Genomic DNA, 12,317 nt, shown 5'->3' with positions numbered 1-12,317 from the left:
TGTGCCTCGTAACGATCAAGAGAACGAAGATGCAACACGGCTGATGTCATGGATGCGCCTCGCTGCGGTGGCAGGCCTGCTGGCCGGCCTGACCGCTTGCAGTACCCGGCCGCCGGCCCAGCCGGAGAACCTGTGCCAGATCTTTCGGGAGAAACCCGAGTGGCACAAGGCGGCACTCAAGATGAACGAGAAGTGGGGTACACCGATCCAGGTGGTAATGGCCATGATGTACCAGGAGTCCTCCTTCGTACACGATGCCCAGCCACCGATGGGATACTTCCTCTTCATCCCGACCGGGCGGGCCAGCTCCGCTTATGGTTATGCCCAAGTGAAAGACGAAACCTGGGACGATTACCAGCGGGAAACCGGCAACGGCTGGAGCAGTCGCGACGACTTTGCCGACGCCATCGATTTCATGGGCTGGTACACTAACAAGGCCCAGCGGCTGAACGGCACCTCCAAGTGGGATGCCTATGGCCAGTATCTCAACTATCACGAAGGGTGGGGTGGCTACCGGCGTGGCAGCTACCGCAGCAAGGGGTGGTTGATGAAGACCTCCCGCAAGGTAGAGGCTCGCGCCCAGCGCTACGGCGCCCAGTATCGACAATGCAAGGATCAGCTCTCCAGCGGGGGCTGGTTCTGGTAACCAAATCAGGAGTCAGAAATGCCGTTATTGGACAGTTTTACCGTTGACCACACCCGCATGGAAGCCCCTGCGGTACGCGTGGCCAAGACAATGCAGACCCCGAACAAGGACACCATTACCGTGTTCGATCTGCGTTTCTGCGTGCCGAACCAGGAGATCCTCTCCGAACGCGGCATTCACACGCTCGAGCACCTGTTTGCCGGTTTCATGCGTGATCACCTGAACGGCAACGGTGTGGAGATCATCGACATCTCCCCCATGGGTTGCCGTACCGGTTTCTACATGAGCCTGATCGGCGCACCGGACGAGGCCCGGGTTGGCGCAGCCTGGCAAGCGGCCATGGCCGATGTGCTGACCGTACAGGATCAGGCCAAGATCCCCGAGTTGAACGAATACCAGTGTGGCACTTTCAGCATGCACTCGCTGGAAGAGGCTCACGCCATCGCCCGTCACGTGCTGGAGCGCGGCATTGGCGTCAACCACAACGACGAGCTGGCCCTGCCGGAAGAGAAGCTGAAAAGCCTCTGAACCGGGTATTGCAACGATGAAAAAGGCCGGTCATTGACCGGCCTTTTTGCGTGCTGATGCCCTCAGGAGGGCAGTGGCATCACCCGGTTTCGGCCCAGATCCTTGGCCTTGTAGAGCAGCTTGTCGGTACGTTCGACCAGGGCATCACCCGTCTCCTGGCCATTGTACTCGCCTACTCCGAACGAGGCCGTGATGTGGTCGATGCGGCGGCCGGACTTGCGATCCAGAATGGACATCTTCTCGATGGCCCGGCGCAGGCTCTCGGCCATCTGGCGGCTCAGGGCCAGACTGCGCATGGGCACCAGCAGGGCAAACTCCTCGCCACCGAGCCGGTAGGCGGTGACGCCCTCCTTGCAGGTTTCCCGCAGTCGCTTGCTGAACGCGCGCAATACCTGATCTCCCAGCAGGTGGCCATATTCATCGTTGAAGTTCTTGAAGCGGTCTATGTCCGACAAGATGAGCGAGAAAGGCTGCTTGCTGCGGATCAGGCCATCGATCTCCAGATCGAAGGCGCGCCGGTTGAGCAGGGAGGTGAGGGCATCCTCGTTGGCCAGCTTGCGAGTCTCATTCAGTGCCTCTCGCAGCTCCTTGATCTCCTTCTCTGCGCTGCTGAGCTGATTGCGAAAGTGCATGGTCGACATGCGCACATCCCGCGACTCGCGTACCAGCTCCCGCAAGATACCCATGGTATCCTCCAGGCTCAGCCCCTCATCGTCGATGAGGCTCAGCCGATCGAAGCTCTTGTCGAGCATCTCCTGAAACATGCCGGTGTCGGAGATGGCATCCTGCATGCTATGGCCGAGCTCGTTGGCCATGGCAGCCAGAGTGAGCTTCATCGCCTCCATCTGCTGCTCGTCCTCGGCGGCGAGATGCTGGTGATAGAGGCGTTCGCAGGTGGTGAGAGAGCAGGTGCCCTGCAGCTTGATGGCCTGATCTATGGCCTGATTGAGCTCGGGCATGCTGGCGGCCACATAGTTATACCAAAGGGTGTAATTATCCGGCGTTGTGGGAATTTGATACTTGATCATCAGGGGAACCGCCTGCTTCAAATAGGCGGCGGATTGGGCGAACGAGTCCTTGCTCATGAGTTCCGTGTCTCATCATGCCTGCAAACTTTGCATAGTATGACAGAGAGATTGGCCAAAAGGCAGCCGATGGATGCCATTAGCTCCCCCCTTCGATATAATGTCTGGGTTATTACCTACCCTAAGGCCTGCTTATGTCTCAAAAAGATCCTTTCCTCCAACGCGAGGCCGAAAAATACGAAAACCCCATCGCCAGTCGCGAGATGCTGCTGGAGCTCATCAAGGGCCATGAAAAACCCATGTCCCGGGAAGAGCTGGCCAAGGCTCTCAAACTGACCGACGAAGAGCCGTTGGAAGCCTTGCGCCGTCGTCTGCGCGCCATGGAGCGTGATGGGCAACTGGTATTCACTCGCAACCAATGTTATGCCCTGCCGGATCGTCTGAATCTGGTGAAAGGGTATGTACTCGGCCACAAAGATGGTTTCGGTTTTCTGCGCCCGGAAGGTGGTGGACCGGATCTCTATTTGAACAACCGCGAGATGCAGCGCCTGATGCATGGCGACTACGTGCTGGTGCAGCCGACCGAGATTGACCGCAAGGGTCGTCAGGAAGCGCGTCTGGTGCGTCTGCTCAAGTCCCGCGAGGCAGATATCGTCGGCCGTTACTTCGTCGAGAACGGCGTCGGTTTCGTGGTGCCGGATGACAGCCGCATCGGCCAGGACATCATCATCCCCGAAGGGGAAAACAAGGGTGCCCGCCAGAGCCAGGTGGTAGTGGTGCGCATCAATCAGCGCGCCACTTCCCGCATCAACGCGGTCGGTACCGTGCTGGACGTGCTGGGCGAGAACATGGCGCCGGGCATGGAGATCGAGATCGCCCTGCGTACCCACGGCATCCCGCATACCTGGCCGGAAGAGGTGACCAAGGAGGTTGCCGGTCTGGGCGAACAGGTACCGGAGAAGGCCAAAGAGGGTCGTATCGACCTGCGTGCCCTGCCGTTGGTCACCATAGACGGGGAAGACGCCCGTGACTTCGATGACGCCGTCTTCTGTGAAGCCAAGCGTGGTGGCGGCTGGCGCCTGTGGGTGGCCATCGCGGATGTCTCCTCCTACGTGAAGCCCGGCACTGCGCTGGATGCCGAAGCGTATCAGCGTGGCAACTCCGTCTATTTCCCCGAGTTCGTGGTGCCCATGCTGCCGGAGGTACTCTCCAACGGCCTCTGCTCCCTGAACCCGCAGGTCGACCGTCTGTGCATGGTGTGCGAGATGACCATCTCAGCCGCCGGCCGCATGTCCGGTTACAAGTTCTACGAAGCCGTGATGAACTCCCACGCGCGCATGACCTACAGCAAGGTGGCGGCGATTCTGGATGGCGAGCCCAAGCTGCGTCAGCAGTACGAGCCGCTGGTGGGTCACATCGAGGAGCTCAACAACCTCTACAAGGCGCTCAAGCACGCCCGTCACCAGCGTGGCGCCGTGGAATTCGAGAGCGAAGAGACCCGCTTCATCTTCAACGCCCAGCGCAAGATCGACCAGATAGTGCCGCTGGTGCGCAACGATGCCCACAAGATCATCGAAGAGTGCATGATCCAGGCGAACGTGGCCGCGGCCCGTTACATCGAGAAGAACGAAGCCTTTGCCCTGTTCCGGGTGCACGACCGTCCGGGCGAAGAGCGTCTGACCGGTTTCCGTGACTTCCTGGCCGAACTGGGTCTGGAGCTCAAGGGGGGCCTCGAGCCAGAGCCGAAAGACTTTGCCGAGCTGGCCGCCAAGTTTGAAGGGCGTCCGGATGCGGAGCTGCTCTCCACCATGCTGCTGCGCTCCATGCGTCAGGCCGTTTATCAGGCTGACAACATAGGTCACTTCGGTCTGGCCCTGAAGTCCTATGCGCACTTCACCTCGCCGATCCGTCGTTACCCCGACCTGATACTGCACCGCGCCATCAAGTACCAGACGGCCAAGGAGCAGCAGGGCAATCTGCGCCACAAGTGGACTCCGAGCGGTGGTTACCACTACCAGCTGGAAGAAGTGGATCCCATGGGCGAGCACTGCTCCATGACAGAGCGCCGTGCCGACGATGCGACCCGCGACGTGGCCGACTGGCTCAAGTGCGAGTACATGCTGGACCACGTGGGTGACGAGTTCGACGGCGTCATCGCCAGCGTCACCGGCTTTGGTTTCTTCGTCCGTCTGGCGGAGATCCACATCGACGGTCTGGTGCACGTCAGCACCCTCACCAATGACTACTACCAGTTTGATCCCCTGCACATGCAGCTGATCGGCGAGAACTTCCGCCGTCGCTACCGTCTGGGCGACAAGGTACGCGTCAAGGTGATGGGCGTGAACCTGGACGATCGCAAGATCGACTTCGTGATGGTGGAAGCGCCACTCACCGGCAAGGATGGCAAAGAGGTAGTGCGCAAGCCTGCCAAGGGTGGCCAGCGTCACGATAAACGCAAAGAGGGCAAGGATACCGGCAAATCCGACAAGGGTGGCCGCGCCAAGCCCAGCAACAGACGACCGAGCAAAAAGGCTCGCGATAAGGTCAAGAGCACGAAATGAGTACTGAACTGATCTACGGCATTCACGCTGTATCCGCTCTGCTTGAGCGCACCCCGGAGCGTTTCATCGAAGTGTGGGCCCTCAAGGGCCGGGATGACGACCGGCTGCAACCCCTGCTGACCGAGCTTGAATCCCTCGGTCTCAAGGTGCAGAGCGTGAACCGCAAGACGCTCGATGACAAAGCCGAGGGCAACAATCACCAGGGCATCATGGCCAAGGTGATAGAGGCGCCCAAGCTGGCCGAGCACGATCTGGCCAGCCTGCTGGACGGCTTGGCAGTGCAAGAGACCGCCCCCTTCCTGCTGGTGCTGGACGGGGTGACGGACCCGCACAACCTGGGTGCCTGCCTGCGCAGCGCCGATGCGGCCGGAGTCCATGCGGTGATAGTGCCGCGGGACAAGGCCAGCGGCCTGACCTCTGTGGTGCGCAAGGTCGCCTGTGGCGCCGCCGAAGTGGTGCCGCTCATCCAGGTCACCAACCTGGCCCGCAGCCTGCGCGAGTTGCAGGAGCGCGGCGTCTGGCTGGTCGGCACTGCCGGCGAGGCGGATCACGACCTCTATCAGGCCAGGCTGACCGGTCCCATGGCACTGGTCATGGGCGCCGAAGGCAAGGGCATGCGCCGACTGACTCGCGAGCATTGCGACGAACTGGTGAGCATCCCCATGGCCGGGGCCGTCTCCAGCCTCAACGTCTCGGTGGCAACGGGCGTCTGCCTGTTTGAAGCCGTGCGTCAGCGTCGCGCCTGAGGCGAACGGGATGGACAGACCTCCGTTTAGCCGGGATCGGGTCATGAATGAGCAGGAGGCCACGCGCCTCCTCTCTTTTGCCCGCTCGTTGGCCTTGAGCCCCCGCGCCTGTCTCTGGCATGCGGGCGACAGACCCGATCTGCTGGTCAGGGTCGAGCAGGGGTTGCTGCGGGCCAAGGTGGTGCTGGCGGATGGCCGCGAGTACATCAAGGAGTTCTACTGGGAGGGGGACGAGTTTATCGACTTCCACCATCTGCTCAGTGGTGAACCTGCCCGCTACAGCGTGGAGGCACTGGAGCCCTGCCGGCTGCAACTCTTCAACCTTGGCGACTTGCGTCAGCTCCCTTGCTGGTCCGCCTGGTATCACCATCTGCTGGCGGTGCAGCTGCGCATCAAGGAGGAGAAGGAGTTGCTCTTGCTGACCGAGAGCCCCCAGGCCCGTTATCAGCACTTCCTGCAATGCTTCCCCGAGCTGGACGCCAGGGTGCCGGATCACCAGATCGCCGCTTATCTGGGCATCACCCCCATCAGTCTGAGCCGCATTCGCAAACGGTTGAAGGATCTTAACAAAGGTTAATGCCAGCCCCTTGCTGGCTGGCTATGCTGCCCTTCTCATCATGAGCAAGGAATTCACATGAACTGGTCCCTCAAGTCTTTTGAACAACTCGACGTCAACGAGCTGTATGAACTGCTCACCCTGAGATCCCGCGTTTTCGTGGTGGAGCAGACCTGCGTCTTCCTCGACCTGGACGGGGTCGACAAGCGTCCCGACGTGCAGCACCTGCTCGGCTGGCAGGATGGCGTGCTGGTGGCCTACGCCAGACTGATGGCGTCCGGTGTAGCCAAGGCACATCAGGTGGTGATCGGCCGGGTGGTGACGGCCCCCGAGGCGAGAGGCGATGGCTTGGGTCACCGGTTGATGCAGCAGGCGCTGCTGGAATGCGAAACGCTGTGGCCTGGGGTCAGCATCTATCTGGGGGCTCAGGCGCACCTGCAGGGTTTCTATGGTCGTCATGGCTTCACCACCGTGGGTGAGCCCTATCTGGAAGATGACATTCCCCACATTGGCATGACCTCGTCTTAATACCTTTAAAGCATAACAATGAAATTATTATGTCTTGAGGTAGTAAAGAAAACGGGTGATCGACGCCATGTTACTGGGTACCCTCTGAGTGATTAATCGGCAACCGTTGATGGATAGGTTTAAAAATGGTTTTTTACCCCATTAATACAGAACAAGATTCAGCGATTGAGCCGTTGAGCCATTTTATCTGCGTTCACCACACGAGTGGCTGTCGCTGATGGAGCTGTTGCGCAAGCGGTTCGCTCTGGACCTGCAAACCTTCGCCATCATCACCTTGGTGCTGGGCAATCTGGCCCAGGCCTTCTCCGATGTGCTGGTCAAGCTGATCGGCCCCGGTTTCAGCCCCTTCCAATACATGTTCCTGCGCCAGTTGCTGACTCTGATGGTGCTGCTGCCCTTCATGCTGCGGGTGCCGAGAGCCGCCTGGGGACTGGGCGCCTGGAAATGGCACCTGCTGCGCGGTCATCTCTGCCTGCTCGGCGGGGGCGGCATGATGCTGGCCCTGACCCAGTTGCCGTTGGCCACGGCCAACGCCATCTTCTATGTCTCTCCGCTGCTGACCTTGCCGCTGGCGGCCTGGCTGCTCAAGGAGAAGATCAACTCACGGGTCTGGCTGCTGGGGGGCATGGGCCTGCTCGGGGTTGTGTTCGTGCTCAAGCCGGGGGATTTTCATCTGGCGGGGCTGGGTGCCCTGGTGACCGCCTTCACCTTGGCGTTGTTCAACGTGACCGGCCGCAAGCTGCCCATGGGTATCTCTGTGGTGGCGACTCTGTTCTGGGCCAATCTGCTGGCGTTGCCGTTGACGGCGGGCTTGGCGGTCAATCAATGGCAGCCGGTGGACTGGCGTCTGCTGGCACTGATCGGTGGCAGCGGCGTGATGCAACTGCTCTACCATGCCAGTTGCATTTATGCCTACCGGCAGGTCGAGGCCAACCGCATCGCGACGACCGAGTATTCCGGCCTGATGTTCGTGGTGCTGCTGGGGGTTTGGCTGTTTGGCGAGATCCCGGCCTGGAATCTCTGGGTCGGGGTGGGCTTTATCCTGCTGGCCATCCATTGGCAGCGCCGCCTGCGCTAGTGCACTCTCTTCCATATGACAAACCGGCGGCTGGCCGGTTTGTCATATGAGCAGCTTATGAAGCCGATCCCGGTTGTTGCAGCGAAAATAGAGTAGCCTGTCCCGCTCTTAGTGACAGGAACCCCGTCGTGACACCCACCCTCTTTGCAGCCATCCTGCTGGCCGCGCTGCTGCATGCCCTCTGGAATGCGCTGGCCAAGCGCCAGGCCGAGGGGCGCGTCAGCGTCTTGCTGGTCTCCCTCTGCTCCGGGCTGTTTGCCGCCCCCTTCTTGCCGCTGGTAGGGCTGCCTGTGCCTGCCGAATATCCCTGGCTGGCGCTATCAATCCTGCTGCATTGCGGCTACTGCCTGTTTCTCGGTCGGGCCTATCGGCTGGGGGAGTTCGGCCAGATCTATCCGCTGGCCCGTGGCAGTGCGCCTCTGGTGACTCTCTTGCTCGGGGCCCTGCTGCTGGGGGAGGTACCCGGCGGGCTGGCGGTAGCGGGCGCCTTGGTGCTGGTGAGCGGGGTGCTGTTGATGGCCTGGCGCGGCGGTATCAGGCTGGCGCCTGCGGCACTGCGGGCCGTGCTGATCACGGCGCTGTTCACCGCTGCCTATACCCTCTCCGACGGCGCTGGCGCCCGCTCGGCCGGTGAACCGATACGCTATACCCTCTGGCTGTTTGCCCTGACTGCGCTGATGATGCCGCTGCTGATGCGCTGGCAGAGTCGCACCGCCTTGCGCGCGCTCGATCTCGCGGCATGGCGTACCGGTGCCCTCGGCGGCGCTCTGTCACTGCTTGCCTACGGCATCGTCATCTGGGCCATGACCCAGGCGCCCATCGGGCTGGTGGCGGCGCTGCGCGAGAGCAGCGTGCTGTTTGCCGTGTTGCTCTCCTGGTGCTGGCTGGGGGAGAAGCTGGGGCGGGTACGGCTGTGGGCCGCGCTGGTGATCCTCTGCGGTATCTTGCTGATCCGCCTCGGCTGATGGGGGACGACGTTCGGCCGGGATCGCCCCGGCCTGACGGTTGGCTCAGGGAGTGACCCGGGTCGTCAGGGTGAAGCCCTCCTCGCAGGGGGCGAGCTGCACCCGAACCTGGCCCAGCTCGGCCAGACTGCTGACGTGGGTGCCGCCGCAGGGGATGGTGACCTCTTTACCTTCAAGCATGCAGTGCCAGTAGCGTGAATCTATGATGGCCTCACCGGCCCGGCTGCGGCGGATCTCGCCACCGGCCGACAGCCAGTCTGCCAGCTGCTGGTTGATCCTCTCTTCTATCTGCGGCAGATCCGCCAGCAGCGCCTCGCTGTTGACCCCCTTCTTGCGCAGGCTCTTGCCGATGCGGTACTGCTCCTGGGAACCCATGGGCTCGACCCGCGAGGTCTGGATGGCGAGGCGGTCAAAGTCGGGCTGATCCAGCGCGTCGCGCTCACTCACCTCTTTGCGCCAGTAGGGAACCAGCACCCGGTTGAGGGCCAGCGCCGCCAGATGGCAGCCGCTGTGGCCCAGGCTCAGGGCGTGGCGGACTGTGGCATCCACCTTCAGTTCAACCCGTGAGCCCACCGCCAGAGAGTGCCGGCCTGCCAGAGGATGCACCACCACGAAGGCCCAGCCTTCGGCGCCACGCTTGACCGGAATCTCTGTGTCCACGAACAGTTCGCCTTCCGGGCTGATGGCACCCATGCGGCAGGGGCCCACGCTGGCGTCGCCGTCATCCCAGCAAACCGTGCCCACATCGCCTGGCTGATCGGGCCAGAGGTGGCTCTGGGGGTGGAAAGGGGTGAGGTCGGTGACCAGCAGGCTGGTGTCGCCGCTCTGGCAGAAGAGCACGCTGGCCTGTTCATGATGGTGGCCCAGCACGAAGCTGGCTCGGGTATGTTCCATGGATGGCTCCTGCTAATCGAAGAGGAAGAGAGAGCCGCAGCATACGCCAAAGTGCAGACCGGCTCATTAACCTGGGTTAATGAGCCGGCCTGAATCGCGGGTTGTGAGCGCTAGATCATGGCAACCAGCAGGTAGGCGTTGAGCCCGATCACCAGCGCGACGATAAGGCGACCGACTGCCTGGGTCACCGGGTGGTTGCGATACTCCCCCATCAGGGCACGATCGCCGGTCAGTATCAGCAGCGGGATGAGGGCCAGCGCGATACCGAAGCTCAGCACCACCTGGCTCAACACCAGGATTTCGGTGGTGTTGAGCCCCATGGCGATCACCACGAAGGCGGGGGCCATGGTGATGGCGCGGCGCAGCCAGAGCGGGATGGTGAAGCGCACGAAGCCTTGCATCACCACCTGACCGGCGAGCGTACCCACTACGGTGGAGGAGATACCTGAGGCCACCAGTGACAGGCCGAACAGGGTGGCGGCGGCCTGGCCGAGCAAGGGAGTGAGCGTCTGGTAGGCGGTTTCGAGTTCGGCCACGGGCTGGTTGCCGGCGCCGTGGAAGGCGGCCGCCGCCATGGCCATCATGGCCAGGTTGACGAAGCCGGCTATGGTCATGGCAATCGCTACGTCGACCCGGGTGGTGTGCAGTCGCTGAGGCACAGTGCCCTGATCCTGGGTGTGCTGGGTCAGTGCCGAGTGCAGGTAGATGACGTGGGGCATCACGGTGGCACCGAGCACGCCGGCCGCCAGATAAACGGCGTCGCTGTTGGGCAGGCCGGGGAAGAGGGCGCCTTCCAGCAGGCTCGGCAGGTGGGGGCGGGAGAACACCAGCTCGACGATATAGGCCGCCGCCACGAACAGCAACAGGCCGCCCACTACGAACTCCAGCGGCTTCTGACCGCGGCTCTGCAGCATCAGAATGCCCCAGGTGACCACGGCCGTGATGCCGGCGCCTTCGAGCAGGGTGACGCCGAGCAGCAGCTTGAAGCCCACGGCCGCACCGATGAACTCGGCGAGATCCGTGGCCATGGCGATGATCTCCGCCTGTACCCAGTAGGCCCAGACTGCCGGTTTGGGCAGCCGGTCTCGGATGTGCTCCGCCAGGTTCTTGCCGGTAACTATGCCGAGCTTGGCGGAGAGGGTCTGCACCAGCATGGCCATCAGATTGGCCCAGACCACCACCCACAGCAGCTGATAGCCGAAGGTGGAGCCGGCCTGGATATTGGTGGCGAAGTTGCCCGGATCGATATAGCCGATGGCGGCGATAAAGGCGGGGCCAAGCAGGGTCAGTTTGAATTTGCGGGCCGGGATGGCCGTGGTCAGCGCGGGTTGCATGGAATCACCCTCCATAAAATTATGGAGATAGAATAGATATAAATGATAATTATTATCAATTGATGTTTTGTATCATACCCATAGATAAAAACATCTGTGGCGGCCAGTTGCAGTGAGGGATGTGATTTCGTACAATACGCCGCCCTAGAAAGCAGTGTCTAAACACACCATACGTTCCTTGCCTCCGAGGTCTGGCTGCACCTGGGCGGAGGCTGAATTAATCCGTAAGGAGCTAAAATGCGTCATTACGAAATCGTCTTCATGGTTCATCCGGACCAGAGCGAGCAAGTACCCGGTATGATCGAGCGTTACACCGGTGCTATCACCACCGCGGGTGGTACTATCCATCGCATGGAAGATTGGGGCCGTCGTCAACTGGCTTACCCGATCGACAAGCTGCACAAAGCTCACTACGTTCTGATGAACGTGGAAGCAGAGCAAGCCGTTATCGATGAACTGGAAACCAACTTCCGCTTCAACGATGCCGTTATCCGCAACATGATCATGCGCACCAAGCACGCCGTGACTGAAGTTTCTCCGATGGCCAAGGCCAAGGAAGAGCGCTTCGTCCGTCGTGACGACGAGCGCCGCGAAGATACTGTTGAAGCAGCGTCTTCCGAAGAGTAATTCTGGATCACTGAATAGAGGATAAAGGCCATGGCACGTTATTTCCGTCGTCGTAAGTTCTGCCGCTTCACTGCCGAGAACGTTACCGAGATCGACTACAAAGATATCGTTACTCTGAAAAACTACGTCACTGAATCTGGCAAGATCGTACCGAGCCGTATCACCGGTACCCGCGCCAAGTATCAGCGTCAGCTGGCACGCGCCATCAAGCGTGCTCGTTACCTGGCTCTGCTGCCGTACACCGATCTGCACAACAAGTAAGAATCGGCCCGGCACTTAAGCCTAACTCAACTTTTATAGAGGAAAGGTAATGCAAGTTATCCTGCTCGACAAAATCGCCAAACTGGGCGGTCTGGGTGATCAAGTCGCTGTTAAAGCTGGCTACGCCCGTAACTATCTGATCCCGCAAGGCAAAGCCGTTATGGCTACCAAGGCCAACATCGAGACTTTCGATGCTCGCCGTGCTGAACTGGAAGCCAAACTGGCTGCCGGTAAAGCTGCCGCTGAAGAGCGCGCTGCCAAGCTGGGTGAACTGGCTGCTGTTGTCATCGCCTCCAAATCTGGCGACGAAGGCAAGCTGTTCGGTTCCATCGGTACCCGTGACGTGGCTGAAGCCATCACTGCTGCCGGCGTTGCTGTTGCCAAGAGCGAGGTCCGCATGGGCAACGTTCTGCGTAACACTGGCGAGTACGAAGTTGTTGTTCAGCTGCACGCTGACGTCAAAGCAACCGTACAAGTTCAGGTTGTTGCCCTGTAATAGCGTTTCGCTTTTGCAGAAAAAACCCGCGCATTTGCGCGGGTTTTTTATTTTGGGATCAAAGGGTAAAGT

At 60.8% G+C, this 12,317-nt stretch carries 14 protein-coding genes; 11 read left to right on the top strand and 3 right to left on the bottom strand.

Features of this window, described 5'->3' with window-relative positions; all coding sequences use genetic code 11:
- Window positions 1-52 precede the first annotated feature (52 nt).
- Together ACW5XD_RS04330 and luxS are read left to right on the top strand one after the other, a co-directional pair.
- Window positions 53-646 carry a transglycosylase SLT domain-containing protein gene (locus ACW5XD_RS04330; protein ID WP_276203889.1) on the top strand — a complete coding sequence of 198 codons (594 nt, stop codon included), beginning with the start codon at window positions 53-55 and terminating at the stop codon, window positions 644-646.
- Between the two features lie 18 nt (window positions 647-664).
- Complete coding sequence (gene luxS / locus ACW5XD_RS04325) at window positions 665-1,174, top strand: S-ribosylhomocysteine lyase (protein WP_241278978.1); 510 nt, start codon at window positions 665-667, stop codon at window positions 1,172-1,174.
- A 62-nt stretch (window positions 1,175-1,236) separates the two neighbouring features.
- Here luxS and ACW5XD_RS04320 read toward each other — a convergent pair whose 3' ends face one another.
- Complete coding sequence (locus ACW5XD_RS04320) at window positions 1,237-2,259, bottom strand: GGDEF domain-containing protein (RefSeq protein WP_456493792.1); 1,023 nt, start codon at window positions 2,257-2,259, stop codon at window positions 1,237-1,239.
- Between the two features lie 134 nt (window positions 2,260-2,393).
- On the opposite strand from ACW5XD_RS04320, the gene rnr reads away from it, so the two are divergent.
- From rnr to ACW5XD_RS04290, 6 genes are all read left to right on the top strand, one after another.
- On the top strand, window positions 2,394-4,760 hold the full coding sequence (rnr, locus tag ACW5XD_RS04315) for a ribonuclease R (protein ID WP_042869173.1): 2,367 nt from the start codon (window positions 2,394-2,396) through the stop codon (window positions 4,758-4,760).
- Window positions 4,757-5,506 carry a 23S rRNA (guanosine(2251)-2'-O)-methyltransferase RlmB gene (gene rlmB, locus ACW5XD_RS04310; protein WP_456493791.1) on the top strand — a complete coding sequence of 250 codons (750 nt, stop codon included), beginning with the start codon at window positions 4,757-4,759 and terminating at the stop codon, window positions 5,504-5,506. The genes rnr and rlmB overlap by 4 nt, the downstream gene beginning before the upstream one ends.
- Window positions 5,507-5,516: 10 nt before the next feature.
- A complete protein-coding gene (locus ACW5XD_RS04305; protein ID WP_456493790.1) occupies window positions 5,517-6,083 on the top strand; it encodes a Crp/Fnr family transcriptional regulator in 567 nt (188 codons plus the stop codon).
- Between the two features lie 57 nt (window positions 6,084-6,140).
- The gene (locus ACW5XD_RS04300) at window positions 6,141-6,590 is read left to right on the top strand and encodes a GNAT family N-acetyltransferase (RefSeq protein WP_456493789.1); all 450 of its coding nucleotides are present in this window, start codon (window positions 6,141-6,143) and stop codon (window positions 6,588-6,590) included.
- Between the two features lie 217 nt (window positions 6,591-6,807).
- Entirely contained in the window at window positions 6,808-7,668 is an 861-nt protein-coding gene (locus ACW5XD_RS04295; protein WP_456493788.1) for a DMT family transporter, read from the top strand.
- A gap of 128 nt (window positions 7,669-7,796) precedes the next feature.
- A complete protein-coding gene (locus ACW5XD_RS04290; RefSeq protein ID WP_456493787.1) occupies window positions 7,797-8,633 on the top strand; it encodes an EamA family transporter in 837 nt (278 codons plus the stop codon).
- Between the two features lie 45 nt (window positions 8,634-8,678).
- On the opposite strand, the gene ACW5XD_RS04285 is transcribed toward ACW5XD_RS04290, so the two are convergent.
- Together ACW5XD_RS04285 and ACW5XD_RS04280 are read right to left on the bottom strand one after the other, a co-directional pair.
- Window positions 8,679-9,527: a hypothetical protein gene (locus tag ACW5XD_RS04285; protein ID WP_456493786.1), complete on the bottom strand. Its 849-nt coding sequence runs from the start codon at window positions 9,525-9,527 to the stop codon at window positions 8,679-8,681.
- Between the two features lie 110 nt (window positions 9,528-9,637).
- Window positions 9,638-10,861, bottom strand: coding sequence for an Nramp family divalent metal transporter (locus ACW5XD_RS04280; protein ID WP_043557538.1), 1,224 nt, complete (start codon window positions 10,859-10,861; stop codon window positions 9,638-9,640).
- Window positions 10,862-11,098: 237 nt separating this feature from the next.
- On the opposite strand from ACW5XD_RS04280, the gene rpsF reads away from it, so the two are divergent.
- Genes rpsF through rplI form a run of 3 tightly spaced genes read left to right on the top strand, consistent with a single transcriptional unit; the run spans window position 11,099 to window position 12,245 of the window.
- The gene (rpsF, locus tag ACW5XD_RS04275) at window positions 11,099-11,488 is read left to right on the top strand and encodes a 30S ribosomal protein S6 (RefSeq protein ID WP_005313395.1); all 390 of its coding nucleotides are present in this window, start codon (window positions 11,099-11,101) and stop codon (window positions 11,486-11,488) included.
- A gap of 30 nt (window positions 11,489-11,518) precedes the next feature.
- The gene (rpsR, locus tag ACW5XD_RS04270; protein WP_005313392.1) at window positions 11,519-11,749 is read left to right on the top strand and encodes a 30S ribosomal protein S18; all 231 of its coding nucleotides are present in this window, start codon (window positions 11,519-11,521) and stop codon (window positions 11,747-11,749) included.
- A 49-nt stretch (window positions 11,750-11,798) separates the two neighbouring features.
- A complete protein-coding gene (gene rplI, locus ACW5XD_RS04265) occupies window positions 11,799-12,245 on the top strand; it encodes a 50S ribosomal protein L9 (RefSeq protein WP_043135484.1) in 447 nt (148 codons plus the stop codon).
- Window positions 12,246-12,317: the final 72 nt, after the last annotated feature.

The sequence above is a fragment of the Aeromonas enterica genome (assembly GCF_054052465.1).
This window is presented reverse-complemented; position numbering and strand designations above follow the sequence as displayed.

What these genes read in the sequence shown, in the direction of transcription:
- ACW5XD_RS04330 (WP_276203889.1), top strand. Translation starts at nt 53, where the DNA reads ATGCGCCTCGCTGCGGTGGCAGGCCTGCTGGCCGGCCTGACCGCTTGC.
- luxS (WP_241278978.1), top strand. Translation starts at nt 665, where the DNA reads ATGCCGTTATTGGACAGTTTTACCGTTGACCACACCCGCATGGAAGCC.
- ACW5XD_RS04320 (WP_456493792.1), bottom strand. Translation starts at nt 2,259, where the DNA reads ATGAGCAAGGACTCGTTCGCCCAATCCGCCGCCTATTTGAAGCAGGCG.
- rnr (WP_042869173.1), top strand. Translation starts at nt 2,394, where the DNA reads ATGTCTCAAAAAGATCCTTTCCTCCAACGCGAGGCCGAAAAATACGAA.
- rlmB (WP_456493791.1), top strand. Translation starts at nt 4,757, where the DNA reads ATGAGTACTGAACTGATCTACGGCATTCACGCTGTATCCGCTCTGCTT.
- ACW5XD_RS04305 (WP_456493790.1), top strand. Translation starts at nt 5,517, where the DNA reads ATGGACAGACCTCCGTTTAGCCGGGATCGGGTCATGAATGAGCAGGAG.
- ACW5XD_RS04300 (WP_456493789.1), top strand. Translation starts at nt 6,141, where the DNA reads ATGAACTGGTCCCTCAAGTCTTTTGAACAACTCGACGTCAACGAGCTG.
- ACW5XD_RS04295 (WP_456493788.1), top strand. Translation starts at nt 6,808, where the DNA reads ATGGAGCTGTTGCGCAAGCGGTTCGCTCTGGACCTGCAAACCTTCGCC.
- ACW5XD_RS04285 (WP_456493786.1), bottom strand. Translation starts at nt 9,527, where the DNA reads ATGGAACATACCCGAGCCAGCTTCGTGCTGGGCCACCATCATGAACAG.
- ACW5XD_RS04280 (WP_043557538.1), bottom strand. Translation starts at nt 10,861, where the DNA reads ATGCAACCCGCGCTGACCACGGCCATCCCGGCCCGCAAATTCAAACTG.
- rpsF (WP_005313395.1), top strand. Translation starts at nt 11,099, where the DNA reads ATGCGTCATTACGAAATCGTCTTCATGGTTCATCCGGACCAGAGCGAG.
- rpsR (WP_005313392.1), top strand. Translation starts at nt 11,519, where the DNA reads ATGGCACGTTATTTCCGTCGTCGTAAGTTCTGCCGCTTCACTGCCGAG.
- rplI (WP_043135484.1), top strand. Translation starts at nt 11,799, where the DNA reads ATGCAAGTTATCCTGCTCGACAAAATCGCCAAACTGGGCGGTCTGGGT.